27 protein-coding genes and 1 pseudogene are annotated in these 25,398 nt (G+C 64.5%); 23 read left to right on the top strand and 5 right to left on the bottom strand.

Annotated features, from left to right (window positions below; genetic code table 11):
- Position 1: 1 nt before the first annotated feature.
- On the bottom strand, positions 2-406 hold the full coding sequence (locus tag EJ073_RS12095; RefSeq protein WP_189347737.1) for a GtrA family protein: 405 nt from the start codon (positions 404-406) through the stop codon (positions 2-4).
- Entirely contained in the window at positions 403-1,320 is a 918-nt protein-coding gene (locus EJ073_RS12090) for a glycosyltransferase family 2 protein (protein WP_126059183.1), read from the bottom strand. Before EJ073_RS12090 ends, EJ073_RS12095 begins: the two co-directional genes overlap by 4 nt.
- Positions 1,321-1,869: 549 nt before the next feature.
- Here EJ073_RS12090 and aroC point away from each other — a divergent pair.
- The 3 genes and pseudogenes from aroC to EJ073_RS12075 all read left to right on the top strand — a co-directional run bounded on the left by aroC (position 1,870) and on the right by EJ073_RS12075 (position 4,665).
- A complete protein-coding gene (aroC, locus tag EJ073_RS12085) occupies positions 1,870-2,979 on the top strand; it encodes a chorismate synthase (RefSeq protein ID WP_126055937.1) in 1,110 nt (369 codons plus the stop codon).
- 93 nt (positions 2,980-3,072) lie between these two features.
- Positions 3,073-4,173 carry a 3,4-dihydroxy-2-butanone-4-phosphate synthase gene (ribB, locus tag EJ073_RS12080; protein WP_126055936.1) on the top strand — a complete coding sequence of 367 codons (1,101 nt, stop codon included), beginning with the start codon at positions 3,073-3,075 and terminating at the stop codon, positions 4,171-4,173.
- Between the two features lie 27 nt (positions 4,174-4,200).
- Positions 4,201-4,665 (top strand): annotated as a pseudogene (locus EJ073_RS12075) (GNAT family protein).
- Between the two features lie 115 nt (positions 4,666-4,780).
- Here EJ073_RS12075 and EJ073_RS12070 read toward each other — a convergent pair.
- On the bottom strand, positions 4,781-6,004 hold the full coding sequence (locus tag EJ073_RS12070) for an MFS transporter (RefSeq protein ID WP_126055935.1): 1,224 nt from the start codon (positions 6,002-6,004) through the stop codon (positions 4,781-4,783).
- Positions 6,005-6,124: 120 nt separating this feature from the next.
- Between EJ073_RS12070 and EJ073_RS12065 the strand changes: the two genes are divergently transcribed.
- From EJ073_RS12065 to EJ073_RS12020, 10 genes are all read left to right on the top strand, one after another.
- Positions 6,125-6,718 carry a TetR/AcrR family transcriptional regulator gene (locus tag EJ073_RS12065; RefSeq protein ID WP_126055934.1) on the top strand — a complete coding sequence of 198 codons (594 nt, stop codon included), beginning with the start codon at positions 6,125-6,127 and terminating at the stop codon, positions 6,716-6,718.
- Between the two features lie 129 nt (positions 6,719-6,847).
- Positions 6,848-7,828 carry a hypothetical protein gene (locus EJ073_RS12060; protein ID WP_126055933.1) on the top strand — a complete coding sequence of 327 codons (981 nt, stop codon included), beginning with the start codon at positions 6,848-6,850 and terminating at the stop codon, positions 7,826-7,828.
- 87 nt (positions 7,829-7,915) lie between these two features.
- Positions 7,916-8,842, top strand: a complete 927-nt coding sequence (locus EJ073_RS12055) for a histone deacetylase family protein (RefSeq protein WP_126055932.1) — start codon at positions 7,916-7,918, stop codon at positions 8,840-8,842.
- A gap of 3 nt (positions 8,843-8,845) precedes the next feature.
- Positions 8,846-9,097 carry an exodeoxyribonuclease VII small subunit gene (locus tag EJ073_RS12050; protein WP_126055931.1) on the top strand — a complete coding sequence of 84 codons (252 nt, stop codon included), beginning with the start codon at positions 8,846-8,848 and terminating at the stop codon, positions 9,095-9,097.
- A gap of 44 nt (positions 9,098-9,141) precedes the next feature.
- Positions 9,142-9,408 carry a DUF2277 domain-containing protein gene (locus EJ073_RS12045; protein WP_126055930.1) on the top strand — a complete coding sequence of 89 codons (267 nt, stop codon included), beginning with the start codon at positions 9,142-9,144 and terminating at the stop codon, positions 9,406-9,408.
- A gap of 8 nt (positions 9,409-9,416) precedes the next feature.
- Positions 9,417-10,337 carry a pirin family protein gene (locus EJ073_RS12040; RefSeq protein WP_126055929.1) on the top strand — a complete coding sequence of 307 codons (921 nt, stop codon included), beginning with the start codon at positions 9,417-9,419 and terminating at the stop codon, positions 10,335-10,337.
- Between the two features lie 108 nt (positions 10,338-10,445).
- The gene (gene dxs, locus EJ073_RS12035) at positions 10,446-12,359 is read left to right on the top strand and encodes a 1-deoxy-D-xylulose-5-phosphate synthase (RefSeq protein WP_126059182.1); all 1,914 of its coding nucleotides are present in this window, start codon (positions 10,446-10,448) and stop codon (positions 12,357-12,359) included.
- 149 nt (positions 12,360-12,508) lie between these two features.
- Positions 12,509-12,796: a hypothetical protein gene (locus tag EJ073_RS12030; protein WP_126055928.1), complete on the top strand. Its 288-nt coding sequence runs from the start codon at positions 12,509-12,511 to the stop codon at positions 12,794-12,796.
- 53 nt (positions 12,797-12,849) lie between these two features.
- Positions 12,850-13,617: a TlyA family RNA methyltransferase gene (locus EJ073_RS12025; RefSeq protein WP_126055927.1), complete on the top strand. Its 768-nt coding sequence runs from the start codon at positions 12,850-12,852 to the stop codon at positions 13,615-13,617.
- Positions 13,614-14,855, top strand: a complete 1,242-nt coding sequence (locus EJ073_RS12020; protein ID WP_126055926.1) for a class I SAM-dependent RNA methyltransferase — start codon at positions 13,614-13,616, stop codon at positions 14,853-14,855. The genes EJ073_RS12025 and EJ073_RS12020 overlap by 4 nt, the downstream gene beginning before the upstream one ends.
- A gap of 4 nt (positions 14,856-14,859) precedes the next feature.
- On the opposite strand, the gene tldD is transcribed toward EJ073_RS12020, so the two are convergent.
- Together tldD and EJ073_RS12010 are read right to left on the bottom strand one after the other, a co-directional pair.
- Positions 14,860-16,272 carry a metalloprotease TldD gene (gene tldD / locus EJ073_RS12015; protein ID WP_126055925.1) on the bottom strand — a complete coding sequence of 471 codons (1,413 nt, stop codon included), beginning with the start codon at positions 16,270-16,272 and terminating at the stop codon, positions 14,860-14,862.
- 129 nt (positions 16,273-16,401) lie between these two features.
- The gene (locus tag EJ073_RS12010; RefSeq protein ID WP_126055924.1) at positions 16,402-16,950 is read right to left on the bottom strand and encodes an invasion associated locus B family protein; all 549 of its coding nucleotides are present in this window, start codon (positions 16,948-16,950) and stop codon (positions 16,402-16,404) included.
- Between the two features lie 378 nt (positions 16,951-17,328).
- Here EJ073_RS12010 and coxB point away from each other — a divergent pair, with 378 nt between their 5' ends.
- From coxB to ispH, 10 genes are all read left to right on the top strand, one after another.
- Positions 17,329-18,195, top strand: coding sequence for a cytochrome c oxidase subunit II (gene coxB, locus EJ073_RS12005; protein WP_245455551.1), 867 nt, complete (start codon positions 17,329-17,331; stop codon positions 18,193-18,195).
- Positions 18,196-18,232: 37 nt separating this feature from the next.
- Positions 18,233-19,885, top strand: a complete 1,653-nt coding sequence (gene ctaD, locus EJ073_RS12000) for a cytochrome c oxidase subunit I (protein WP_126055922.1) — start codon at positions 18,233-18,235, stop codon at positions 19,883-19,885.
- A gap of 78 nt (positions 19,886-19,963) precedes the next feature.
- Positions 19,964-20,908: a heme o synthase gene (locus EJ073_RS11995; RefSeq protein WP_126055921.1), complete on the top strand. Its 945-nt coding sequence runs from the start codon at positions 19,964-19,966 to the stop codon at positions 20,906-20,908.
- Between the two features lie 2 nt (positions 20,909-20,910).
- Positions 20,911-21,072, top strand: coding sequence for a hypothetical protein (locus EJ073_RS11990; protein WP_126055920.1), 162 nt, complete (start codon positions 20,911-20,913; stop codon positions 21,070-21,072).
- A gap of 2 nt (positions 21,073-21,074) precedes the next feature.
- Positions 21,075-21,704, top strand: coding sequence for a cytochrome c oxidase assembly protein (locus EJ073_RS11985; RefSeq protein ID WP_126055919.1), 630 nt, complete (start codon positions 21,075-21,077; stop codon positions 21,702-21,704).
- 1 nt (position 21,705) lies between these two features.
- Positions 21,706-22,587: a cytochrome c oxidase subunit 3 gene (locus tag EJ073_RS11980; protein ID WP_126055918.1), complete on the top strand. Its 882-nt coding sequence runs from the start codon at positions 21,706-21,708 to the stop codon at positions 22,585-22,587.
- A 122-nt stretch (positions 22,588-22,709) separates the two neighbouring features.
- The gene (locus EJ073_RS11975; RefSeq protein ID WP_348627258.1) at positions 22,710-23,168 is read left to right on the top strand and encodes a L,D-transpeptidase family protein; all 459 of its coding nucleotides are present in this window, start codon (positions 22,710-22,712) and stop codon (positions 23,166-23,168) included.
- On the top strand, positions 23,165-23,551 hold the full coding sequence (locus EJ073_RS11970; protein ID WP_126055916.1) for a DUF983 domain-containing protein: 387 nt from the start codon (positions 23,165-23,167) through the stop codon (positions 23,549-23,551). Before EJ073_RS11975 ends, EJ073_RS11970 begins: the two co-directional genes overlap by 4 nt.
- Positions 23,548-24,303 (top strand): SURF1 family protein, encoded by a 756-nt coding sequence (locus EJ073_RS11965; protein WP_189347301.1) that lies wholly within the window; start codon positions 23,548-23,550, stop codon positions 24,301-24,303. The genes EJ073_RS11970 and EJ073_RS11965 overlap by 4 nt, the downstream gene beginning before the upstream one ends.
- Before the next feature lie 85 nt (positions 24,304-24,388).
- Entirely contained in the window at positions 24,389-25,393 is a 1,005-nt protein-coding gene (gene ispH / locus EJ073_RS11960; protein WP_126055915.1) for a 4-hydroxy-3-methylbut-2-enyl diphosphate reductase, read from the top strand.
- The last annotated feature ends 5 nt before the right edge of the window (positions 25,394-25,398 follow it).

The raw sequence follows: 25,398 nt of genomic DNA, 5'->3' as shown, positions 1-25,398 counted from the left end.
ATCACCCCAGGCTTCGATGGCCGTTGAAAACCATTCGGTCGTACAGAGCGTAGTTGACGACGAGGCCTGCAATCGCGCCGAGGAGATACGCGGGCACATGGTAGAAATTGGCGTCAATCTTACTGGCCTCGTTCAACACGATGAGGTTCGCACCCATCCCGACGAAGGATGCAATCAGATATTTGCCGTACTCGGCAGTTCTGTTTTGCATGCGGCCGTCAATGAAAGTCATGCTCCGGTTGAGGGCCCAGGTTACCGTCATCGCGACCAGGCTTGCTAGCACGCGGGCGGCGATAATCGAGCCGCCAAAACCGTACACGAAGCCGAAGAACACGGCCGCGTCAGTGACGAACCCAATGCCTCCGGCAAAGAGGAAGCGCGCTATTTTCGCGCTCGTCACGCTCACCGCTGCACCGATCGGTAGGATAGATAGGCAAGCAGCTTCGCCTCCTTGCGGCCGCGCGCGACGCTATCGAGAATGAGGCCGGCGAACACCGAAAGGAATGCGAGGATCATTGCCGCCGATACGGCTATCAAGGTCGGGAAACGAGGCACCAATCCAGTGGAGAGATAGTTGAGGAAAACGGGTGTGCCGAATCCGATTGCTATCAGCGCCAGAACCGCGGCGATCGACAGGAAAAACGGAAGCGGCAGCAGGTCGCGGATCAGGTGGAAAATCACCCACAGGATGCGAAAGCCGTCTTTGTAGGTCGCCAGTTTGCTCAGCGAGCCCGCAGGCCGCTCCTTGTAGTGCGTTTCGACCTCGCTCATGGGAACTCCGAGTTCCAGCGCATGTATGAGGAGTTCGGTCTCGATCTCAAAGCCTGCGCTTACCGCCGGAAATGTCTTTACAAACCGGCGTGACAGAGCCTTGTAGCCGGACAGCATGTCTCGACTTTGGTCGCCGAAGAACAGCGAAACAAGCGATGTAAGCAGACGGTTTCCGATCAGGTGGCCCGGTCTATATGCCTGCTTGCTGGCATGAATGCGCACCCCGTTCACCTTGTCGTATGGCCCGGACAGGAGCTCGCGGATCATGGCGGGCGCCTCGGAAGCATCGTATGTCGCATCGCCATCGACGATAAGATAGGCGTCGGCGTCAATATCGGAAAACATTCGCCGCACCACGTTGCCCTTGCCTTGCCGGCGCTCGCTGCGAACGATCGCGCCGGCGGACGCGGCTACCGCTGCCGTGTCGTCGATCGAGTTGTTGTCGTAGACATAGATGCGGGCGTTTGGCAGAGACTGGCGAAACTCGGACACCACGGTCGCGATCGTCGCGGCCTCATTGTAGCAGGGTATGAGCACCGCGACTTCTATGTCGTCATGCGCGCTGCCCGGATGCCTGGCCTGTTCCGTCAGCGGCAGGTCGACGCGATGCGCGCCTCGCGTGCCGACGCCATATTCCCGACTGACAGCCAAGTTCGCTCCGAAGATTGTCCGGCATGCTAGCTAGCCGATACTGGCGGCCTTGCCAATCCCAAAAGGAAATCCTAGCTCCACCGCCCCCAATCACGCGGCTGCCTTACTTGCACGATCCATAAGATACTGGAGAGACCGCCTGCCCGACCTCGCTGGCTTCATAGGATAGCCGGGAAACAACAGCGGCTATAGATCGACCGGCACGGCGTTTGTTGTTCAGCCCGATGCCGAGATGGTGGCTCAGCGAGGGTTGCGGCGCAGTGGTTCGACATCGGACGATGCCGCCGTAGCGCCGAAATCATCCATCATGCTGGATCCGCCGGTTTGACCACTGTGGAAAACGCCAATAGAAGGCAGCGTGCAGCGCCGCGCGTCCTTTTGGGCGCGCAGAGGACGCTGCGCCACCGAGAAGATTACCGGCTCCGCCGCCGGGCAGGGCGCTTTTCCATGTCTCACAACACGTTCGGCCATCTTTTCCGCGTCACCACCTGGGGCGAAAGCCATGGGCCGGCACTCGGCTGCGTTGTCGACGGCTGTCCGCCCGGCATCCGCTTCACCCGAGCGGAAATCCAGGCCGAACTCGACAAGCGGCGGCCCGGCCAGTCGCGTTTCGTGACGCAGCGCCGCGAGCCGGACGAGGTCAAGATCCTTTCCGGCTTCATCCTCGACGAGGACGGCGAGACGATGATCACCACCGGCACGCCTGTCTCGATGCTGATCGAGAATGTCGACCAGCGCTCGAAGGACTATGGCGAGATCGCCCGCCAGTACCGGCCGGGCCATGCCGACTACACTTACGAGGTCAAATACGGCCTGCGCGATTACCGTGGCGGCGGCCGCTCCTCGGCGCGCGAGACGGCGGCGCGGGTGGCAGCCGGCGCGCTCGCCCGCAAGGTCGTGCCCGGTATGATGGTACGCGGCGCACTGGTCTCGATGGGTGAAAAATCCATCGATCGGGCCAACTGGAACTGGAACTTCATCGGCGATGCGGAAAATCCGTTCTTCACGCCGGATCCGGCGTCGGTTCCCGTCTTCACCCAATATCTCGACGGCATCCGCAAGGCGGGTTCCTCCGTCGGCGCCGTCATCGAAATCGTCGCAGAGGGGGTTCCAGCCGGTCTCGGCGCGCCGATCTATGCCAAGCTCGATCAGGACATCGCGTCCGGCCTGATGTCGATCAACGCCGTCAAGGGTGTCGAGATCGGCAATGGCTTCGAGGCCGCCCGCATCACCGGCGAACAGAATGCCGACGAGATGCGCATCGGCAATGACGGCAAGCCGGTTTTCTTGTCGAACAATGCCGGCGGCATCCTGGGCGGCATCTCGACCGGGCAGGCGATCGTCGCCCGTTTCGCCGTCAAGCCGACCTCCTCGATTCTGACCCCGCGCAAATCGATCGACAAGGACGGCAACGACGTGGAGGTGATGACCAAGGGCCGCCACGACCCTTGCGTCGGCATCCGCGCTGTGCCGATCGGCGAGGCGATGGTTGCCTGCGCGATTGCCGATCACTATCTGCGGCACAGAGGACAGACGGGGAAGGGAGTGGGGCAGTAGGGCTAGCTCGCGCTCCGACGCCGAACTTTTCGCTTTCCCCTGCTCCCTTACTGCCCTATTCCCCTACTCCCTTGCGAGCAAAGCGAGCGCACAATGCCATACGACCAAAAGAAGATCGTCGAAGCCATCCGCGCCTTCGAGCGCGGCGAGATCGTCGTGGTCATGGACGATGACGGGCGCGAGAACGAAGGCGACCTGATCGTCGCCGCAGTCCACTGCACGCCGGAGAAGATGGCCTTCATCGTGCGCAATACCTCCGGCATCGTCTGCACGCCGATGCCGCGCGAGGAAGCCAAGCGCCTCAACCTGGCGCCAATGGTGGCCGACAATGACTCCGCCCACACCACCGCCTTCACCGTCAGCGTCGACTTCAAGCACGGCACCACGACCGGCATTTCCGCCGACGACCGCACGCTCACCGTCCGCAACCTCGCCAACGGCAATGTCGGCGCCTCCGATTTCGTCCGCCCCGGCCATATCTTTCCGCTGATTGCGCGCGAAGGCGGCGTCCTGATGCGCTCCGGCCATACCGAGGCCGCCGTCGACCTTTGCAAGCTCGCCGGCCTGCCGCCGATCGGCGTCATCTCCGAGTTGGTCAACGATGACGGCACGGTCAAGCGCGGTCCCGAAGTGCAGGCCTTCGCCGTGGCGCACGGCCTGAAGCAGGTTTCGGTGGCCGATCTCATCGCCTACCGGCAGCGCAAGGAAACGCTGGTCGAGCGCGTCGCCTGCTCCGACATCGACACACTCGGCGGCAAGGCTCAGGTCTTCACCTACACATTGCCCTGGGATTCCATGCACCACGTCGCGGTTGTCTTCGGCGATATCCGCGACGGTGAGGAGGTTCCGGTGCGCCTGCACTCCGAGGATGTCGTGACCGACGTGTTCGGCACCAGCCATCGGCTCGACGCCATCATGAAGGCGATGGGCGAGCGCGGGCGCGGCGTTATCGTCTACCTGCGCGAGGGCTCGGTTGGCGTTGCCCACCAGGAGCGCAAGCGGCCGGCAAGCGGCGATCGTGAAGACCACGAAGAAGCTCGCCGCCGCGAGAACGAATGGCGCGAGATCGGCCTCGGCGCGCAGATCCTCAAGGATCTCGGCATTTCCTCGATCAACCTTATCGCCTCGCGCGAGCGCCACTATGTCGGCCTTGAAGGCTTCGGCATCCACATCGCCAAGACTGAGATCCTTTAAGGCCGGTCGGCTCCGGGCTGGGAGCGGATGAACGTGTCACTGCCTTCCAGCCAGCGTAGCGGAAGGCTGCTGCTGCGCCGGCCGGCAACATCCGGCCTGGCTTTCCTGATCGACCTCTTCTCACGCAATGAGCTTGTCGCGCATCGTCCCGATCCGACGCCGGATACGCCGCAGCACAGCGCCGCAAGGCTCGCGCGCGACATCGGCCACTGGGATAGGCACGGCTTTGGCCGCTGGGCGGTCGAGGCGGGCGGGAAGATGGTCGGCTTCGGCGGCGTCACCGTCTCCAGCGATTTCGATGGTCTGAACCTGTCCTACCACCTACAGCCCGAAAGCTGGGCCACGGCTTCGCGACGGAGCTGGTGCAAGAGGCGCTGCACGCCGCCTTCGGTCCATTGCGCGCCGACCGTGTGATCGGCCTGGCGCGCCGCGCCAATCCGGCGTCGCGGCGCGTGCTGCAGAAATGCGGCTTCGTCTTCGAGCGCGATGTAATGTTGCACGGCGCGCCGACGATGCTCTTCGGTGTCACATCGCGGATGTTCGGGCGGCGCGACGAGGACCCAGGGCCGGTCGCCTGGGGACGGGAAGGGCCTTGGCTTGACAGGCTTCATTGCGCGGGAACGGCGCTCGCTTCGCATCCGGTGAGATCGCAATGCGGCCCGGCCAGGCTGCGCTGGCCGATGAGCACCGTCGTCAGCGCGATCACCCCCGCTGCCACCGACACAAGGAAGCCGCTCTGGGCGCCGAACGCATCCACCACGGCGCCGGCGGCGAAGGAGCCGAGCGCCATGCCGATGCCGATTCCGGTCATCACCCAGGTGACTCCCTCGGTCAGCATCGCTTCCGGCACGCGCCGCTCGATCAGTCCGAAGGCGGTGATGAAGGTCGGCGAGATCGCGACGCCGCTGACGAAGACGGCGAGCGCGAGTAGCGGCACCGTGCTGGCAACGAGGAGCGGCAGGGTGGTGAGCGCGATCACGGCGACCGCAATGGCCAGCTGGCGTTGCAGCGGCATTTTCAGGTTGAGCGCGCCGATGATGATGCCGAGGATGAACGAGCCGAGCGCATAGACGCCGATGACCAGGCTTGCCGCTTCCGGCTGGCCGAGCTCCTCGGTGATCGCCACCGTGCTCACTTCCGTGGTGGCGAAGGTCGCGCCAATGAAGATCAGCGCGAAGGTTATGATCTGAACCGGCCGCAGGCGGATCGCCGAGCCGCGCGCACCATGCTCCGCCGGCCGCACGCCGGGTTCGGTCGCACGCTGCAGGATGAAGGCTGCCGAGCCGAAGCCGAGGAACAGGGTGCTTGCAAGCATGCCTGCTTCCGGGAAGAGCGCAGTGCTCAATCCCACCGACAACGATGCCCCGGCGATATAGACCAACTCGTCCGCCGCCGACTCGAAGGCGAAAGCGGTGTTCAGCTCCGGGCGATCCCGGAAGATCTCCGTCCAGCGGGCGCGCACCATCGCCGGGATGCTGGGCATGGCCGCGGCAAGCAGCGCCGAAGCAAATAGCGTCCATATCGGCCAGTCCTGGTTGGCTGCCGCGATCAGCGCTGCGAAAGCGAGCACGGAGATCACCGTCGTCGGCACGACGATGCGCGTCTGGCCGAGGCGGTCCACCAGCCGGGAGATCTGCGGCGCAAGGAATGCGTTGACCAGCGCGAAGCTCGCCGAAACGGCGCCGGCCAGCCAGTATTCGCCATGGGTCTGCGACAGCATGGCGACGATGCCGATCGGCGCCATGGCGATTGGCAGGCGGGCCACGAAACCGGCCGCGGCGAAGCCCTTGCTTCCGGGAGCTCGAAAGATTTCCGAATAGGGATTCTGCATGGTCTGGGTCCTCGACAAGGGAAGGATCGACAATTACATACGCTGCGTATGAATTCAGATAGATCATACGCCGCGTATGTCAATTGGCATACGAAGCGTATGTGAATAGGGCCAGACCGCATGCACCGACCTCGCAAGGAGATGATCGCCGAGACGCGCGCCAAGCTGATCGCGGCCGCCCGCCACGCTTTCGGCACCATCGGCTATGCGGACGCCTCGATGGATGATTTCACCGCCTCGGCCGGGCTGACGCGCGGCGCGCTCTATCACCACTTCGGCGACAAGCGGGGATTGCTGCAGGCGGTCATCGCCGAGATCGACGGCGAGATGGCTGCCCGGGTGAACGAGGTGGCGGCGAGGGCGCCGACCCGCTGGCAGCATTTCGTCGACGAATGCACCACTTACATCGAACTGGCGCTGGAGCCGGAGATCCAGCGCATCATGTTCCGCGATGCTCCGGCGGTGCTGGGTGATCCCGCGCAGTGGCCGAACGCCAGCGCATGCACGGCGTCGATGACCGATCACCTGACCAGGCTGCAGGAGGAGGGGGTGGTCGTGGCCGACCTCGATCCCGAGACCACGGCGCGGCTGATCAACGGCGCGAGCAGCCAGGCTGCGCAGCGGATCGCCAATTCGCAGGATCCGGAAGCGACGTCGAAAAAGGCGGTGGCTGCGTTCAAGCAACTGCTCGAGGGGCTGCGCAAGCAGCCCTGAGCGAACGGGTCAGCAACCATGACGCGCGGTTTGTACACCGGTTTTGGGCCGGCGCGGCGCCGCCAAGATTGACAATGGCCGGGGCGAGCGCATCCTCCTCTACCATCTCTGAGGCGGGAGAGTCGGGCCATGTGGGACTTTAGCATCGGCCGGTCGGTGTCCATCATGATCAGGACATGGCCTTTCATCGTCTTTCGCATGATCGTCTATTTCGGCATCACGCTGGCCTACATTATGGCGACCGGCACCGGCGCCAGCGTCGGCTATGGCGTCGGCCACATCTCCACCGACCCCGAGGGGCCGCTCTCCTTCGCGCTGTGGGGCGGGGTGGTCGGCTTCGGCGTCGTGTCCGTAGCGGTCTATTGGATCCGCGAATACATCCTCTACGTCCTCAAGGCCGGGCATATCGCCGTCATGGTCCATCTGATCGACGGCCAGGACGTTCCCGACGGCCAGAACCAGATCTCCTATGCCAGGGCCGTGGTGACCGAGCGCTTCGCCGAGGCCAATGTGCTGTTCGTGATCGACCAACTGGTCAAGGGCGCCATCCGCGCCATCACCGGCCTCATCGGCGGCATCGCCGCCTTCCTGCCCATTCCCGGTCTCAACGGCCTTGTCAGTTTCATCAACACGGTGATCCGCATGTCGCTGACCTATGTCGACGAGATCATCCTCGGCTACAACATCCGCATCAACTCCACCTCGCCCTTCGAGACGGCGAGGCAAGGCGTCGTGCTCTATGCGCAGAACGGCAAGACCATGGTCAAGAACGCGGTCTGGCTGGCGGTGATCATGTGGTGCGTGTCCTTCGTGATCTTCCTGCTCATGCTGGCGCCAGCCGGCGCCATCCTCTGGGCCATGCCGGGCCAGCTGGGCGGCTGGGCCTTCGTTCTGGCCATCGTCTTTGCCTGGGCCTTCAAGGCAGCCTTCATCGAGCCCTTCGCCATCGCCTCTCTGATGCAGGTCTATTTCGCCACCATCGAAGGCCAGGTGCCCAATCCCGACTGGGACCGCCGGCTGGCGGAAGCCTCCTCGAAATTCCGCGAACTAAAGGACAAGGCGCTGGCGTCCTTCGGCGGCTCGCGCTGGACGCAGCCGGCACCCCAATAGCCGAACCCTTGCCTAATCCCTGTTGAACGTGCCCCTTTGGTGGCGCGAAAACATGGCCAAACCGGTCTTGCGCGCCTATATCGGGGCATGGCTACCCGTCTCTACACTCACCCGGTCTTCCTCGAACACCTCACCCCGCCCGGCCACCCGGAGCGGCCCGACCGCCTGCGCGCTATCGAGCGCGTGCTTGACGACGAGGCATTTTCGGCGCTTGACCGTGTCAAGGCGCCGGAAGGCGACGAGGCCACCATTCTTTATGCGCATCCGGAGGATTTCGTCGCGCGCGTGCGCGCCGCGATCCCTGAGACCGGCATTGTCTCGATCGATGCCGACACCAGCGCCAGCCCGAAGAGCTGGCAGGCGGCGGTGACGGCGATCGGCGCCGCCAACGCCGCCGTGGATGATGTCTTCGAAGGCCGCGCCGCCAATGTCTTCGTCGCTGCTCGCCCGCCTGGCCACCACGCCGAAAAGACCACCGCCATGGGCTTTTGCCTGTTCAACACCGCGGCGATCGCTGCTCGTTACGCGCAAAAGCAGCACCAGGCCGAGCGTGTCGCCATCGTCGACTGGGACGTGCATCACGGCAACGGCACGCAGGACATCTTCTGGGACGATCCGTCGGTGCTGTACTGCTCGACGCACCAGATGCCGCTTTACCCGGGCACCGGTGCCAGGAGCGAAACCGGCGCCGGCAACATCGTCAACGCGCCGCTGGCGCCTCGCACCGGCAGCGACACGTTTCGCGATGCCTTCCTGTCGCGCGTGCTGCCGTCGATCGACAATTTCGCGCCCGACCTGATCATCATTTCCGCCGGATTCGACGCCCACCATCGCGATCCGCTGGCCGAGATCAACCTGACCGAGGAGGATTTCGACTGGGCGACCGGCCAGCTGATGGAGCGCGCCGGGCGCCATAGCGGCAACCGGCTCGTCAGCCTGCTCGAGGGCGGCTACGATCTGCAGGGATTGGCATTTTCGGTCGCCGCCCATGTCGGGCGGCTGATGAAGGGATAGAGTATGGCAGGCGAAAGCAACGAGGACGTCAAGGCGATGAGCTTCGAGCAGGCGCTCGACGCGCTGGAAAAGATCGTCGATGATCTGGAACGTGGTGACGTGCCGCTCGACCAGTCGATCCGCATCTATGAGCGCGGCGAGGCGCTGAAGGCGCATTGCGACCGGCTGCTCAAGGCGGCCGAAGACAAGGTCGAGAAGATCAGGCTGTCGCGTGACGGCAAGCCGGTCGGCACGGAGCCATTGGACGCGGATTAGTCCGCACGGGGCGGGGCAGAGGAAAGCAGGCAGGAATCCAAGCGATGTGCCGAAACATCAAGACCTTGTTCAACTTCGAACCGCCGGCGACCAATGATGAGGTCCATGACGCAGCCTTGCAATTCGTGCGCAAGCTGAGTGGCTCGACCAAGCCCTCCAAGCGCAATGAGCATGCCTTCAACCATGCGGTCGAGGCGATTGCGGCCGCGGCGCGAGAGTTGCTTGATTCGCTTGAAACGACACAGACTCCGCGCAATCGCGAGGAAGAGGCGGCCAAGGCAAAGGCCAGATCCGCCCTCCGTTTCGCCTGAGGGATCGGATGAGCTTCTTTCCGGGAAACGATCCTGAGCCCGGCGATTCGTTCGCCTGCGACCAGATCGAACTGATGGTCATTCCCAACGCCAAGGACATTGGCGGCTTCGAGGTTCGCCGCGCCCTGCCCACCGCGAAACGCCGTCTGGTCGGGCCGTTCATCTTCTTCGACCGCATGGGGCCGGCCATCCTGCGCGCCGGCCACGCCATCGATGTCCGCCCGCATCCACATATCGGGCTTTCCACCGTCACCTATTTGTTCGACGGCAAGATCAGACATCGCGACTCGCTCGGTACCGAAATGGTCATCGCACCGGGCGACGTGAACCTGATGACCGCCGGGCGCGGCATCGTCCATTCCGAGCGCACGCCTGAGGAATTGCGTGGCGCGCCGATGTCGATCTCCGGCCTGCAGACCTGGCTGGCGCTGCCCGACGGCAAGGAGGAAGTCGCCCCGGTCTTCCAGAACACCGCGGTGATGCGCCTGCCCGCGATCGATGCTGAAGGCGTCAGCGGTCGCGTCGTCATCGGCGACTTTTCTGGACTGCGCTCACCGGTTTCGACCGCCTCGGACACCCTTTATGCCGATCTGAGGCTGGCGGCTGGCGCCAGCATCAAGATTCCGGCCGATGCCGAGGAACGCGCCATCTACACGCTGGAAGGCGAGGTCTCGATTGCCGGGGACCGTTTCCCGGCCGAGCGGCTTCTGGTGTTCAAACCGGGCGACGAAATCGTGGTTTCGTCGGAGAACGGTGCCCATTTCATGCTGTTCGGCGGCGCCTCGCTCGGCTCCCGGCGCTACATCTGGTGGAATTTCGTTTCGTCGTCGAAAGAGCGCATCGAGCAGGCGAAAGAAGAATGGAAGACGGGCCGCTTCGATATCGTTCCCGGAGACGAGGAAGAGTTCATTCCGTTACCGGACAATTAACGTCAGAACCATCCGCGTCATTGACACGCATTTACATTCGCCGGGCGGCGGCATATTTCGCCCATGATCAACGTGCATGACATCAGGTTTCACCAGGCCTCTCAACAAGTGAACGCGACGCTGCAAACGCCACTCCTCGACAAGGTCCGCATCCCCGCGGATCTGAGGACGCTTGACGAAAGCGAGCTGCCGCAGCTCGCCTCGGAACTGCGCGCCGAGCTGATCGATGCCGTTTCCCACACCGGCGGTCACCTTGGCGCCGGGCTCGGCGTGGTCGAGCTCACCGTTGCGCTACACTACGTCTTCAACACGCCGGACGACCGGCTGATCTGGGATGTCGGCCACCAGGCCTATCCGCACAAGATCCTGACCGGCCGCCGCGACCGCATCCGCACCTTGCGGCAGGAGGGCGGCCTTTCCGGCTTTACCCGGCGGGCCGAGAGCGAATACGACCCCTTCGGCGCGGCCCACTCCTCGACCTCGATTTCCGCCGGCCTTGGCATGGCTGTCGGACGCGAGTTGTCCGGCGGACGCAACAACGTCATTGCCGTCATCGGCGACGGCGCCATGTCGGCCGGCATGGCCTATGAGGCGATGAACAATGCCGGTGCCCTCGATGCCCGGCTGATCGTCATCCTCAACGACAACGACATGTCGATCGCTCCACCGACCGGCGCTATGAGCGCCTATCTGGCGAGGCTCGCCTCCGGCAAGGCCTATCTCGGCCTGCGCGATTTCGGCAAGAAGCTGACCTCCTATCTCGGCAAGCGCGCCGACCGCGCCATCACGCGGGCAGTCGAGCATGCGCGCGGCTACGTTACCGGCGGCACGCTGTTCGAGGAACTCGGCTTTTATCACATCGGCCCGATCGACGGGCACAATCTCGAGCATTTGATCCCGGTGCTGAAGAACGTCCGCGACAATGCCGACGGCCCGGTGCTGATCCATGTCGTGACCCAGAAGGGCAAGGGCTATGGCCCGGCGGAAGCCGCCGCCGACAAATATCACGGCGTCAACAAATTCGACGTCATTACTGGCGCGCAGGCCAAGGCGCCCGCCAACGCTCCAAGCTACACCAAGGTCTTCGCCGAGAGCCTGATCCAGGAAGCGCACGCGGACGACCGCATCGTGGCGATCACCGCCGCCATGCCGAGCGGCACCGGGCTCGACCTCTTCGGCGAGGTTTTCCCGACCCGGACGTTCGATGTCGGCATCGCCGAGCAGCATGCGGTGACGTTCGCCGCCGGGCTCGCCACCGAGGGCTACAAGCCCTTCGCCGCCATCTATTCGACCTTCCTGCAGCGCGCCTACGACCAGGTTGTCCATGACGTGGCGATCCAGAAGCTGCCGGTGCGCTTTCCAATCGACCGCGCCGGCTTCGTCGGCGCCGACGGCGCCACCCATTGCGGCGCCTTCGACACCACCTTCCTCGCGTCGCTGCCCGGCTTCGTCGTCATGGCAGCCGCCGACGAGGCGGAGCTGCGCCATATGGTGCGCACCGCCGCTCATTACGATGAAGGCCCCATCGCCTTCCGCTATCCGCGCGGCAACGGCGTCGGCGTCGACATGCCGGAACGCGGCTCGGTGCTCGACATCGGCAAGGGCCGCGTCCTCAAGGAAGGTACCAAGGTGGCGCTGCTCTCCTTCGGCACCCGCCTGCAGGATTGCCTGACGGCGGCCGAGGAACTCGGCGCGGCGGGCCTTTCGACCAGCGTCGTCGACGCCCGCTTCGCCAAGCCCCTGGATGAGGATCTGATCCGCCGGCTCGCCCGTTCGCATGAGGTGCTGGTGACGGTCGAGGAGGGCTCGGTCGGCGGTTTTGCCAGCCAGGTGCTGCATTTCCTCGCCCACGAAGGACTGCTTGAAAGCGGCCTCAAGGTGCGGCCGCTGGTGCTGCCGGACGCTTTCACCGACCACGCCAAGCCCGAGAAAATGTATGCCGACGCGGGACTGGACACGGCGGGCATCGTGCGGACCGTCTTCGTCGCCCTGGGCCAGGCTGCACAGGCCCAGCGCGCCTGAAACAAAGTCTGAGGCCTCTGAATCACTTTGCCGGCTTGCGGTTGTAACCAACTGTTTACGCTGCCGTTTGCCGCTTTGATTACCCTTTCTCTTGGCCGTTTTTCAACGGCGGCCTGCTAGAAGCCTCCCAGGGACACGGGGCAACGACCATGAACAGGTTTGTGTGCGGCATCGCCTTTTTGGCGCTGGCCGCTGCGCCGGCGAGGGCCGAGACGCGCTACGACCGCACCCTCGAAAAGGCGGTGATGGACATTGTCGCCGGCAAGATCGGCGATATCCGCGGCGGCTTTTCCTACAAGCAGGTTCCACAACTGGTCGTCCTGCCCGACACTCTCCCGGCGGTGCCGGTCGATCCGCTACGCCGGCAGGCCTCTGGCAATGCCAATGACGGCCTGGCGCCGGCTGTCGAGCGGCCGGTCTCGCGAACCATCTTCTAGTGCCCTGTGCCAATGTCCTTGCCTTCGCGACCGGCTTTCGCCAAGGAAGGCCGATGAACTCCGCATTGCCAGCCAGTCCTCGCCAGCGGCTCGACGAATTGCTCGTCCAGCGCGGCCTGTTCGCCAGCCGCTCGCGCGCCCGCGACGCCGTCGAGCGCGGCACCGTGACGGTCGACGGTGCTGTTGCCCGCAAGCCCGGCCAGGGCGTCCTGAACGATTGCCACATCGCCATCGATGATCCGGCGCAACGTTACGTGTCGCGCGCGGCGTTGAAGCTGATCGCCGGCCTTGACCGGTTCGGCCTCGACCCCACCGGCAGCGAAGCGCTCGACATCGGCGCCTCGACCGGCGGCTTCACCCAGGTGCTGCTCGAGCGCGGCGCCGCGCACGTCACCGCGATCGATGTCGGCCACGGCCAGATGCATCCGGAGATTTCAGGCGATCCGCGCGTCACGGCCATCGAGGGCCTCAATGCCCGAGATCTCTCGTCCGCCGACCTGGGCGGCGTTGTCCCCGATTTCATCGTCTGCGATGTCAGCTTCATCTCGCTGAAGCTGGCGCTGCCGCCGGCGCTTGCCCTCGCCGGGGATGGCGCCAGGGCGCTGCTTCTGGTCAAGCCGCAATTCGAGGCCGGCCGCGAGGCGATCGGCAAGGGCGGCCTGCTCAGGGATCAGGCTGACGCCGAACGCATCGCCGGCCTGCTCGGCGACTGGCTTGGCGGCGTTCCCGGCTGGCGCGTGCTGGGGCGGCACCCATCGCCGATCGAGGGCGGCGACGGCAACCGCGAGTTCCTGCTCGCCGCCATCAAGGATGAAAAATGAGCGCGCGTTTCACCATCGCCAGGCTTGGCTCGCAGGGCGACGGCATTGCCGAGGCCGACGGCGGCGAGGTTTTTGTCCCCTTCACGCTGCCGGGCGAGACGGTCACCGCCGCGCGCGAAAAACACCGCGCCACGCTGATGTCGGTGCTGGAGGCATCGCCGCTCAGGATCGATCCGGCCTGCCGGCATTTCACCGAATGCGGCGGCTGCGCGCTGCAGCATTTCGAGGCTGAAGCCTACCGCCAGTGGAAGCGCGACAAGGTTGTGCAGGCATTGAAGGCCAAGGGCATCGCTTGCGAAGTCGCCGCGGTGGTGCCATGCGCGCCCGAGACGCGTCGCCGGGTCGTCTTCAGCGCCCGGCGCACCGAGGCCGGCATGCTGCTTGGTTTCGTGCGCGCGCTCTCCTCGGAGATCATTCCGATCGAGGAGTGCCCGATCTCGCTGCCGGCGATCGTTGCCGCGCTGGGCCGCCTGCGGGCGTTGGCCGACCTGGTCTGCGCCACTTCGAAAGCCTTCCACATGACCGTCACCGTGACCGCATCCGGTCTGGATGTCGCGGTCCAGGACGGAGGCAAGCTCGGCGATCATCAGCGCCGCATCGCGTCGAATTTCGTCACCGCCGAGGGGTTGGCCAGACTATCGGTCGATGGTGAGATCGTCGTCGAGCCGAAGAAGCCTGTGGTGCAGTTTGGATCGGTCGCCGTAGCCGTGCCGCCCGGCGCTTTCATGCAGGCGACCGAAGCCGCCGAGCGGACCATGGCCGAGCTGGTCGGCCAGCACCTGTCGCGCGCCAAGAAGGTCGCCGACCTGTTCGCCGGCTGCGGCAGCTTCGCGCTGCGCCTGGCCGCCAAGTCGGAGGTCCATGCCGTCGAAGGCGATGCGCCGGCGCTTGCCGCGCTCGACCGCGCCTTCCGCTTCGCCAGCGGCCTGAAGCGGGTGACCAGCGAGCGCCGCGACCTGTTCCGGCGGCCGCTGACTTTCAAGGAGCTGAATGCCTTCGACGGCCTGGTCTTCGATCCGCCGCGCGCGGGAGCCGAGGATCAGTCGAAGCAGATCGCCCGCTCGGACGTGCCGCTGGTGGCCGCCGTATCCTGTAACCCGGTGACGCTGGCGCGGGATCTGCGCATCCTGATCGACGGCGGCTACACGCTGAAGAGCGTGACGCCGATCGACCAGTTCCTGTGGTCGCCGCATGTCGAGGCCGTCGCGCTGCTGGAGAAGCCGAAGCGAAGGCGGTAATCGCTCAAACCCTGGTGCCGCCCACCGTCATCTGGTTCATCCTCAGATGCGGCTGGCCGACACCCACCGGCACGCCTTGTCCGGCCTTGCCGCACATGCCGATGCCGTTGTCGAGCTTCATGTCGTTGCCGACCATGGTGACGCGGTGCATGGCGTCCGGCCCGTTGCCGATCAGCATCGCGCCCTTGATCGGCTGCGTTACCTTGCCGTCCTCGATCATGTACGCCTCGGTGCAGCCGAACACGAATTTGCCCGACGTGATGTCGACCTGGCCGCCGCCGAAGGAGACGGCATAGATGCCGTTCTTGACCGAGGCGATGATCTCTTCCGGCTGCATTTCGCCGGCGGTCATGTAGGTGTTGGTCATGCGCGGCATCGGCTGGTGCGCATAGCCTTCGCGCCTTCCATTGCCGGTCGCCTTCATGCCCATCAGCCGCGCGTTCTGGCGATCCTGCATGTAGCCGACCAGCTTGCCGTCCTCGATCAGCACGTTGCGCGCCGAGGGCGTGCCCTCGTCGTCGACGGTCAGCGAGCCGCGCCGTTCGGGTAGCGTGCCGTCGTCGACGACGGTGACGCCTTTCGCCGCCACCTGCTGGCCCATCAGCCCGGCGAAGGCAGAAGTCTTCTTGCGGTTGAAGTCGCCCTCCAGTCCGTGGCCGACGGCTTCGTGCAGCATGACGCCAGGCCAGCCGCTGGACAGCACGATGTCGAATGTGCCGGCCGGCGCCGGCACGGCCTCTAGATTGACCAGCGCCTGGCGCAACGCCTCCTTGGCGGCGTGCTTCCAGCTCTCCTCGACCAGGAATTCGCCAAAACTCTTGCGGCCGCCCATGCCGTAGGAGCCGCTCTCCTGGCGGTCGCCGCTGCCGACCACGACCGCGACGTTGATCCTGACCAGCGGGCGGATGTCGCGCACCATCTGGCCGTCGGCGCGCACGATCTCGACATGCTGCCAGGACGCCGCCAGCGAAGCCGTCACCTGTCGCACGCGCGGATCCTCGGCGCGCAGCCAGGCATCGATCTCCTGCAGAAGCTTCGCCTTGGCTTCGAAGGAAGGCGAGGGGATCGGGTTTTCCTCGCCATAGAGATGGCGGTTGGTGCGGGCGGGTGCCGCGGCGAGCGTCCCGGAATAGCCGCCCTTGACCGCCGAGACGGCGTCCGCGGCGCGCAGCAGCGAGGCTTCCGAAAGATCGCTCGAATGCGCATAGCCGCTGGCCTCGCCGGCGACAGCGCGCAATCCGAAACCCTGGTCGGTGTTGAAGTTCGCGGTCTTCAGCCGGCCATTGTCGAACATCAGCGCCTCGCTTTCGCTGTATTCGAGGAACAGTTCGCCATCGTCGGCGCCGTTGATGGTCTCGGCGACGATCTTCTTCAGGCGATCGCCGGAAATGTCGAATTGGCCGATCAGGCTGTTCATGGCAGGTCCGTCCGCGGGAGGATTGGTCGTTCCCCCATGTAGGGGCGAAGGCGCGCCGAGACAATCGGCAACAGCCCCGATCACACCGGTGTCAGGCCACCGCCGTCGTCGCAGCCTGCCCGGCTAGGATCAGGGGAGCGCGGCAAAACCGTCGGCGAAACCCTTGAGGTCGACAGGAATGCCGATGCCTTCTTCCGGCGTCTGGAAGACGATGAAGGTGGCCGAGGTGCCGGTCTTCAGCGTGTCGAGGAGCGGCTTTTCGAGGATCACCTCGGCATAGCAGCCGTCCTGGAAGCAGCGTACGAAATAGGCCCGCCCGATGTCCTTGCCATCGACATTGAGGCCAAGCCCGTTGGGCAGGAGAACGCCGAGCGGGGCCAGCACACGCAGGATCTCCGCCTTGTTGTCGGCGGTGCGCAAAACGACCACCGACAGCCCCATCTCCGGCCGGTCCTCGGCGACGACGTTCTGCATCATCACGCATTGCTCCGACGTCGCGCCGGCCGGCGTGTCGCAGATGATCGACCAAGCGCCATGCGTCGAGCGCACAGTGCCGCTCGGCTGCTGCGCGGCATTGGCTTGTGCGGCGTACGATGCGCCCGTGCCGGACAGGCAGGCGCCAAGCAAGGCGGCGAGAAAGATGACCTTCGCCAAGGTTCTCGAAAGCCAGAGTCTCATGACGGCTCCATTGCGAATCACGGCACTTTGAAGCCGAGCGACAGCCAAGTAAAGGACGAGACCGCCGCCAGCCCGCCCGGACATGGGCAATTCAGCGCTTTTCCAAGCCAAATTCGCCCGAATTGCGACCACGCGGCATGCGGGTCCGGAGCGTTCACTGCCGATCACGCGCCGGTGATCGGCAGAGGCCGCTTTGCCGTCCCGAAGGCGTGGTCGCACTTGCGCGCAAAAATGCCGCACGGTTTCCTCCGCTCCTTTCTTGCGGAGGCAATTAGAGTATGGTTTGAACCAGCCTTGGGACTGTCCGGGATTCCCGTCCCGGCGCTATTCGATATTCTTGCGCATACGGCCGCGAGAAAATGGGAGATGATGAGGGCGATGAGAAAATTCCTAGCAAGCGCCGCTGCCGCCGTCGCTGTCTTTGCCGGCGCATCCGCCCATGCGGCCCAGCCGCAGCCCTGGGAGATGACCTTCCAGCCCGCCGTCACAGACATCATGCGGCAGGTGACCTGGTTCGAGCACTACACGCTGTGGTTCATCGTGCCGATCACGCTGTTCGTGCTGTTCCTGCTCGCCTATTGCATCCTGAAGTTCCGCGCCAGCGTCAATCCGGTGCCGTCGCGCACCAGCCACAACACGCTGATCGAGGTGATCTGGACGGTCGGGCCGGTTGTCATCCTGCTCTGCCTGGCCATCCCCTCGTTCCAGCTGCTCACCGCGCAGTACACGCCGCCGGAGGAAGCCAAGCTGACGCTCAAGGCGACCGCCAACCAGTGGAACTGGGACTACGAATACCAGCTCGACAAGACGCTCTCCTTCAACTCCGCTATCCTCCAGGACGCCGACCGCGCCGCCGCCGGCAAGGAAGACCGCAAGCTCTATCCGCGCTTGCTCGCCGTCGATAACGAACTGGTCGTGCCGGTCAACACCATGACCCGCGTCCTGGTGACGGCGACCGACGTGATCCATGCCTTCGCCATGCCGTCCTTCGGCGTCAAGACCGACGCCGTGCCCGGCCGCATCAACGAGATCTGGTTCAAGGCCGAGAAGGAAGGCCTCTACTACGGCCAGTGCTCGGAGCTGTGCGGCAAGGACCACGCCTTCATGCCGATCGCCATCCGCGTCGTCTCCGACGCGCAGTACAACACCTGGCTGGCCGCAGCCAAGACCGACCTGCCCGGCGCCAACAAGGCGCTGATGGCCGAGGTTGATGCTCAAGACAAGGTAGCGGCTGCCGGCAACTGATGCCGCGGCCAGGAAAGATCAGGGAATGGAGCGGAACATGGCAGAGGCTGCAGCTCACGACGATCACGACCACAAGCCCTATCATGGCTGGGTCCGCTGGGTCTATTCGACCAATCACAAGGACATCGGCACGCTCTATCTGATCTTCGCGATCTGCGCCGGCATCATCGGCGGCGCGCTGTCGGTCGTCATGCGCATGGAGCTGCAGGAGCCGGGCATCCAGATCTTCACCGGTCTGGCGCAGATGGTCTACGGCATGAACGGCGACGCGGCGCTCGACGGCGGCAAGAGCATGTACAATGCCTTCACCACCGCACACGCGCTGATTATGATCTTCTTCATGGTCATGCCGGCGCTGATCGGCGGCTTCGCCAACTGGATGGTGCCGATCATGATCGGCGCGCCGGACATGGCCTTCCCGCGCATGAACAACATCTCCTTCTGGCTGCTGCCGCCGGCCCTGATCCTACTGCTCACCTCGATGTTCGTGCCGAGCGCGCCGGGCGCCTTTGGCGTCGGCGGCGGCTGGACGATCTATCCGCCGCTGTCGACATCCGGCCAGCCCGGGCCCGCCATGGATCTGGCGATCCTGTCGCTGCACATCGCCGGCGCCTCCTCGATCCTCGGCGCCATCAACTTCATCACCACCATCTTCAACATGCGCGCGCCGGGCATGACCCTGCACAAGATGCCGCTGTTTGCCTGGTCGGTGCTGATCACCGCCTTCCTGCTGCTTTTGTCGCTGCCGGTCCTGGCCGGCGGCATCACCATGCTGCTCACCGACCGCAATTTCGGCACCACCTTCTTCACGCCGGATGGCGGCGGTGACCCCATCCTGTTCCAGCACCTGTTCTGGTTCTTCGGTCACCCGGAAGTCTACATCCTGATCCTGCCGGGCTTCGGCATCGTCAGCCACATCGTCTCGACCTTCTCGAAGAAGCCGGTGTTCGGCTACCTCGGCATGGCCTATGCCATGGTCGCGATCGGCGCCGTCGGCTTCATCGTCTGGGCGCACCACATGTACACGACCGGCCTGTCGCTCGACACGCAGCGCTACTTCGTCTTCGCCACCATGGTCATCGCGGTGCCGACGGGCGTGAAGATCTTCTCCTGGGTCGCCACAATGTGGGGCGGGTCGATCTCGCTGAAGACCCCGATGCTGTGGGCGATCGGCTTCATCTTTCTGTTCACGCTGGGCGGCGTCACCGGCGTCCAGCTCGCCAATGCCGGTCTCGATCGCCCGCTGCACGACACCTACTATGTCGTCGCGCACTTCCACTACGTGCTGTCGCTCGGCGCCGTCTTCGCCATCTTCGCCGGCTGGTATTACTGGTTCCCGAAGATGACCGGCTACATGTACTCGCCCGTCATCGCCAACACCCACTTCTGGGTCACCTTCGTCGGCGTCAACCTGATCTTCTTCCCGCAGCATTTCCTCGGCCTGTCGGGCATGCCGCGCCGCTACATCGACTATCCGGATGCCTTCGCCGGCTGGAACATGGTGTCGTCCTACGGTTCCTACATTTCGGCCGTCGGCGTCGTGATCTTCCTTTATGGCGTGTTCGAGGCGTTCCAGAAGAAGCGGGTGGCCGGCGCCAATCCGTGGGGCGAGGGTGCGACCACGCTCGAATGGCAGCTGCCGTCGCCGCCGCCGTTCCACCAGTGGGAACAGTTGCCGAAGATCAAGTAGGCGGCGGTTCCGCGCGAATACGAGACCGCCGGCTCGTCCGGCGGTTTTGGCCAACGGAATGATGGACTTTAAGTACGCATGGCCCTTGTCGACGAGAGATTGATTGACGAAGCGGGCTTTCGCATGTCGGAAGCGACGGCGGGCGATTTCTTCGCTCTCCTGAAGCCGCGCGTCATGTCGTTGGTGGTGTTCACCGCCTTTGTCGGCCTGGTCGCGGCGCCCGTCACCATCAATCCGCTGCTGGCGGTGATCGCCATCCTGTCGATCGCTATCGGCGCTGGCGCTTCCGGCGCGCTCAACATGTGGTACGACGCCGACATCGATCGGGTGATGACCAGGACCAAAGACCGTCCGGTTCCGGCCGGCCGCGTCACGCCTGGCGAAGCGCTGAGTTTCGGCCTGGTGCTGTCGGTGCTGTCGGTGATGACGCTGGGCGTGCTGGTCAACTGGCTGTCGGCCGCGCTTCTGGCCTTCACGATTGTCTTCTACGCCGTCATCTACACCATGTGGCTGAAGCGCTGGACGCCTCAGAACATCGTCATCGGCGGCGCCGCCGGGGCCATCCCGCCCGTCATCGGCTGGGCGGCAGTGACCGGCAATATCAGCCTGGAAAGCCTGATCCTGTTCCTGATCATCTTCCTGTGGACACCGCCGCATTTCTGGGCGCTCGCGCTCTTCAAGTCCGAGGACTATCAGCGCGCCGGCATCCCGATGATGCCGAATGTCGCCGGACAGGCATCCACCAGGCGCCAGATCTTCGCCTATTCGCTCATCCTGGCGCCCGTCGGAGTGCTGCCCTGGGCGCTCGGTTTCACCACGGTCGCCTATGGGGCCGTCGCCGCCGTGCTTGGCGCCGGCTTCGTCTGGCATGCCTGGAAGGTGCTTGGCATGGCCGCCGACGATCGCGCCATGAAGCCGGCCAAGGCTTTGTTCGCCTATTCGTTGCTCTACCTCTTCGCCATCTTCGCCGCCTACCTCGCCGACTGCGTGGTCGGGCGCGCGCTCGCCATGGGGGGGATTTGATCGTGGCCGACAAGAACCTTGAGCTCGTCACGCTGACCGAACGCCAGCAGAAGGCACGGCGCAGCCGCTCGGTCGCCATCGGCGTTGCGCTGGCGGTGCTCGTCGTCATCTTCTATATCGCCACCATTGTGAAGTTCGGCCACAACCTCTCGGGGACGATGTGACGATGGCGCGCGAAACAATCACCGACCCCACCAAGAAGAACACCAACCGCGTCGTCGCCGGCGTCTGCATCGCCTTCTTTGCCGGCATGATCGGCATGGCCTATGCCGCAGTGCCGCTCTACACCATGTTCTGCCAGGCCACCGGCTATGGCGGCACTGTCAAGCGCGCCACTCAGCAATATGCCGACCGCGTGCTCGACCGCGACATCACCGTCCGCTTCGATGCCAACACCGCTGGCGTTCCGTGGGAGTTCCAGCCGGTCGCCCGCTCGGTCACCATCAAGATCGGCGAGACGGTGGAGGCACATTACAGCGCCACCAACAAGTTCGACCGTCCCTTTACCGGCCGCGCCACTTTCAACGTGCAGCCGGAACTGGCCGGTCCCTACTTCAACAAGGTGGAGTGCTTCTGCTTCACCGACACGACGCTGAAGCCCGGTGAATCGCTGGACATGCCGGTCGTGTTCTATGTAGATCCCGATATCGTCGACGTGCCGGAACTGAAGGACTTGAAGACCATCACCCTGTCCTACACCATGTTCCCGGTCGACAAGAACAAGCCCGTCGCATCGTCGGCGCCGGCCCAAAGCACCAACAAAGTTCCGAATACCGAAGCAAGCCTCGGGGGTTGATATGGCAGACGCACACGCAAAACCACAGCACGACTACCATCTCGTCGACCCCAGCCCGTGGCCGTTCCTTGGCTCCGTCGGCGCGCTGGTGACCGCCATCGGCGGCGTCTGCCTGATGCAGTACCTGAAGGCCGGCAGCTTCCCGATCTTCGGCCATAACATCGCCAATCCCTGGCTATTCTTCATCGGCCTCCTGATCGTGATCTACACCATGTTCGCCTGGTGGTCGGACACCATCAAGGAAGCGCATGAGGGCCATCACACCCGCGTCGTGTCGCTGCATCTGCGCTACGGCATGATCATGTTCATCGCCTCCGAGGTGATGTTCTTCGTCGCCTGGTTCTGGGCTTTCTTCGATGCCAGCCTGTTTCCGGGCGAGACGCAGCAATATGCCCGCACCGCCTTCACCGGCGGCGTCTGGCCGCCGAAGGGCATGGAGGTCCTCGACCCGTTCCACCTGCCGCTCTACAACACCATCATTCTGCTGCTGTCCGGCACAACGGTGACCTGGGCGCACCATTCGCTCATCCATGGCGACCGCAAGGGGCTGATCAACGGCCTGGTGCTGACCGTCGGGCTCGGCATGCTGTTCACCATGGTGCAGGCCTACGAGTACATGCACGCGCCGTTCGGCTTCAAGGATTCCATCTACGGCGCCACGTTCTTCATGGCCACCGGCTTCCATGGCTTCCATGTCATCATCGGCACCATCTTCCTGCTGGTCTGCCTGATACGCGCCATCAAGGGCGATTTCACCCCGAAACAACATTTCGGCTTCGAGGCGGCAGCTTGGTACTGGCACTTCGTCGACGTGGTCTGGCTGTTCCTGTTCAGCGCGGTCTATGTCTGGGCCTCGAACGGCGCGATGATCGAAGCCCACTGATTGCAGTCCGAGGAAATGTGACGAGGCGGCTGCGGCGACGTGGCCGCCTTCTTCTTTTCGGCGCAATGGCCGGCCATCGGTAGCCGATGTTGGCGAGAATTCCTTGTGCAGTCTGCGCATGCATGGTCTGGTCTTTCCCTGCGCTTGCAGGCCAGCAGGTCTATCTGGTCCGGGTTGAAAAGGCGGAGCGGCGACTTGAGCTGATCGGCGAAGGCGGCAAGATCCTTCGCAGTTTCAGCATCGCGCTAGGCAGTGAGCCGTTTGGCCACAAACACCAGGAGGGCGACGAGCGAACACCGGAGGGGCGCTACGTTCTCGACTGGCGTAACGCAAACAGCGCGGCCTACAAATCGATCCACATCTCGTATCCGAACGCCGACGATCTCGCGGCGGCACAGGCTCGCGGCGTGGACGCCGGCGGGATGATCATGATCCACGGCCAGCCAAATGGTTTTGGCTGGCTGGGGTGGCTGCTTCAATTGGTCGACTGGACCGATGGCTGCATTGCGGTTACGGACTCTGACATGGATGAAATCTGGACGATGGTGGCTGCTGGCACACCTATCGAGATCAAGCAATGAGTGACGACAAGGCGATCTGGCCACCCATCGAACCGATCTCGGCTGGCCTGCACGGCCGCTGCCCGCGCTGCGGCGAGGGCAAGCTGTTTTCCGGCTTCCTCAGCGTCGGCAAGCGCTGCGTCAATTGCGGCCTCGACTACTCCTTTGCCGATGCCGGCGACGGCCCCGCCGTGTTCGTCATCCTGATCATCGGCTTCATCATCGTTGGCCTGGCGTTGTGGATGGAGGTGACGCTCGGGCCGCCGCTCTGGGTCCACCTGCTGCTATGGATACCGCTGGCGCTGGTGCTGTGCTTGACGGCGCTCAGGCTGATCAAGGGCGTGCTCTTGACGCTGCAATACCGCAACAAGGCCGCCGAAGGCAGGCTGGACCACGGCGAATGAGCGAGGCATCCGCTCTGACGGCAGGCAGGTCCCGGCCCAGGCGGGCATTGCTGCTGATCCTTGCGCTGGCTCTGTTCGTCATCCTGGTCGGGCTCGGCACCTGGCAGGTCCAGCGCCTGCACTGGAAGGAGGGCCTGCTCCAGACCATCGACCAGCGCACGCATTCGGCGCCGCGCCCGCTGGCCGAGCTCGAAAAGCAGTTCGCCGCGACGGCTGACGTCGACTACACGCCCGTGACGGTGACCGGCACCTTCCTGCACCACGGCGAACGGCATTTCTTCGCCACCTGGGAGGGCGCTTCCGGCTTCGACGTCTTCACGCCGTTGCAGCTCGACGATGGTCGTTTCGTGCTCATCAACCGCGGCTTCGTTCCCTACGACCTGAAGGATGCGGCCAAGCGGCCGCAAGGCGAGGTCGCCGGCAAGGTGACTGTAACCGGGCTCGCCCGCAACCCGCTGGCGGCGAAGCCCTCGATGATGCTGCCCGACAATGATCTCGCCAAGAACATCTTCTACTGGAAGGACCGCGGCGCCATGGCGTCGAGCGCCGGCCTGCCCGCCGGCGCCGGCCTGGTGCCGTTCTTCATCGACGCCGACAAGACGCCGAACCCCGGCGGCCTGCCGGTCGGCGGCGTCACCGTTATCGATCTGCCGAACAGCCATCTGCAATATGCCGTCACCTGGTACGGCCTTGCCGCCGCCCTTGCCGGCGTCCTGCTTTTCAGGCTCCGCCGCCCGGCGAAAGCAGGGTGATTGCTGTCGTCGCCCTTGACAGGGCAGGGGCGCGCACCTCATTTCGCGCCTTAAGTTCCGAGCTCCGATCAACCGGTCCGCAATCATGCTTCAGACAAAGCCACCGCTGACGATCAGGCTCTGCCAGCCGCGCGGCTTCTGCGCCGGCGTCGACCGTGCCATCCAGATCGTCGTGCTGGCACTGAAAAAATACGGCGCGCCTGTCTACGTCCGCCACGAGATCGTGCACAACCGCTATGTCGTCGAGGGGCTGCAGAGCCTGGGCGCCGTGTTCATCGAGGAGTTGTCCGAGATCCCTCCCGAGCATCGGAAGTCGCCGGTCGTCTTTTCGGCGCATGGCGTGCCGAAATCGGTGCCGGCGGATGCCCAGGCGCGCAACCTGTTCTACCTCGATGCCACCTGTCCGCTGGTGTCCAAGGTGCATAAGCAGGCGATGCGCCACCAGCGCCTCGGCCGCCATGTGCTCCTGATTGGCCATGCCGGCCACCCCGAGGTGATCGGTACCATGGGCCAGCTGGCGGACGGCGCCGTCACTCTGATCGAGACCGAGGCCGACGCCGCCGTTTTCGAGCCCGCCGACCCGGCGGCACTCGGCTTCGTCACCCAGACCACGCTGTCGGTCGAGGACACCGCTGGCATCATCCGCGCGCTCACGGAGCGCTTTCCTGAGTTGCACGCGCCGGCCGCCGAATCGATCTGCTATGCCACTACCAACCGCCAGGAAGCGGTGAAGGAGACCGCCGCCGGCGCCGATCTCTATCTGATCGTCGGCGCCCCAAACTCCTCCAATTCGCGGCGTCTCGTCGAAGTCGCCGAACGCGCCGGCGCCACGATGTCGCTTCTCGTGCAGCGCGCCGCCGAGATTCCGTGGAACGACATCGCCAATATCTCGACGCTCGGCCTGTCGGCGGGCGCCTCGGCGCCGGAGATCATTGTCGATGAGATCATCGATGCCTTCCGGCAGCGCTTCGACGTGACGATCGAGCTGGCGGTGACGGCGACCGAAACGGAGGACTTTCCGGTGATGCGGGTTTTGCGCGATGTCGAACTGACGGCGGCCGACATGGCCTTCGTCAACGGAGCCGCGTGAAGCGC

This window comes from Mesorhizobium sp. M4B.F.Ca.ET.058.02.1.1 (genome assembly GCF_003952505.1).
Taxonomy (GTDB): domain Bacteria; phylum Pseudomonadota; class Alphaproteobacteria; order Rhizobiales; family Rhizobiaceae; genus Mesorhizobium.
This window is presented reverse-complemented; position numbering and strand designations above follow the sequence as displayed.

Excerpts from the sequence above, each read along its gene's own strand:
- aroC (WP_126055937.1), top strand. The coding sequence starts at position 1,870 with ATGTCTCACAACACGTTCGGCCATCTTTTCCGCGTCACCACCTGGGGC.
- ribB (WP_126055936.1), top strand. The coding sequence starts at position 3,073 with ATGCCATACGACCAAAAGAAGATCGTCGAAGCCATCCGCGCCTTCGAG.
- EJ073_RS12070 (WP_126055935.1), bottom strand. The coding sequence starts at position 6,004 with ATGCAGAATCCCTATTCGGAAATCTTTCGAGCTCCCGGAAGCAAGGGC.
- EJ073_RS12065 (WP_126055934.1), top strand. The coding sequence starts at position 6,125 with ATGCACCGACCTCGCAAGGAGATGATCGCCGAGACGCGCGCCAAGCTG.
- EJ073_RS12060 (WP_126055933.1), top strand. The coding sequence starts at position 6,848 with ATGTGGGACTTTAGCATCGGCCGGTCGGTGTCCATCATGATCAGGACA.
- EJ073_RS12055 (WP_126055932.1), top strand. The coding sequence starts at position 7,916 with ATGGCTACCCGTCTCTACACTCACCCGGTCTTCCTCGAACACCTCACC.
- EJ073_RS12050 (WP_126055931.1), top strand. The coding sequence starts at position 8,846 with ATGGCAGGCGAAAGCAACGAGGACGTCAAGGCGATGAGCTTCGAGCAG.
- EJ073_RS12045 (WP_126055930.1), top strand. The coding sequence starts at position 9,142 with ATGTGCCGAAACATCAAGACCTTGTTCAACTTCGAACCGCCGGCGACC.
- EJ073_RS12040 (WP_126055929.1), top strand. The coding sequence starts at position 9,417 with ATGAGCTTCTTTCCGGGAAACGATCCTGAGCCCGGCGATTCGTTCGCC.
- EJ073_RS12030 (WP_126055928.1), top strand. The coding sequence starts at position 12,509 with ATGAACAGGTTTGTGTGCGGCATCGCCTTTTTGGCGCTGGCCGCTGCG.
- EJ073_RS12025 (WP_126055927.1), top strand. The coding sequence starts at position 12,850 with ATGAACTCCGCATTGCCAGCCAGTCCTCGCCAGCGGCTCGACGAATTG.
- EJ073_RS12020 (WP_126055926.1), top strand. The coding sequence starts at position 13,614 with ATGAGCGCGCGTTTCACCATCGCCAGGCTTGGCTCGCAGGGCGACGGC.
- tldD (WP_126055925.1), bottom strand. The coding sequence starts at position 16,272 with ATGAACAGCCTGATCGGCCAATTCGACATTTCCGGCGATCGCCTGAAG.
- EJ073_RS12010 (WP_126055924.1), bottom strand. The coding sequence starts at position 16,950 with ATGAGACTCTGGCTTTCGAGAACCTTGGCGAAGGTCATCTTTCTCGCC.
- coxB (WP_245455551.1), top strand. The coding sequence starts at position 17,329 with ATGAGAAAATTCCTAGCAAGCGCCGCTGCCGCCGTCGCTGTCTTTGCC.
- ctaD (WP_126055922.1), top strand. The coding sequence starts at position 18,233 with ATGGCAGAGGCTGCAGCTCACGACGATCACGACCACAAGCCCTATCAT.
- EJ073_RS11995 (WP_126055921.1), top strand. The coding sequence starts at position 19,964 with ATGGCCCTTGTCGACGAGAGATTGATTGACGAAGCGGGCTTTCGCATG.
- EJ073_RS11985 (WP_126055919.1), top strand. The coding sequence starts at position 21,075 with ATGGCGCGCGAAACAATCACCGACCCCACCAAGAAGAACACCAACCGC.
- EJ073_RS11980 (WP_126055918.1), top strand. The coding sequence starts at position 21,706 with ATGGCAGACGCACACGCAAAACCACAGCACGACTACCATCTCGTCGAC.
- EJ073_RS11975 (WP_348627258.1), top strand. The coding sequence starts at position 22,710 with ATGGTCTGGTCTTTCCCTGCGCTTGCAGGCCAGCAGGTCTATCTGGTC.
- EJ073_RS11970 (WP_126055916.1), top strand. The coding sequence starts at position 23,165 with ATGAGTGACGACAAGGCGATCTGGCCACCCATCGAACCGATCTCGGCT.
- EJ073_RS11965 (WP_189347301.1), top strand. The coding sequence starts at position 23,548 with ATGAGCGAGGCATCCGCTCTGACGGCAGGCAGGTCCCGGCCCAGGCGG.
- ispH (WP_126055915.1), top strand. The coding sequence starts at position 24,389 with ATGCTTCAGACAAAGCCACCGCTGACGATCAGGCTCTGCCAGCCGCGC.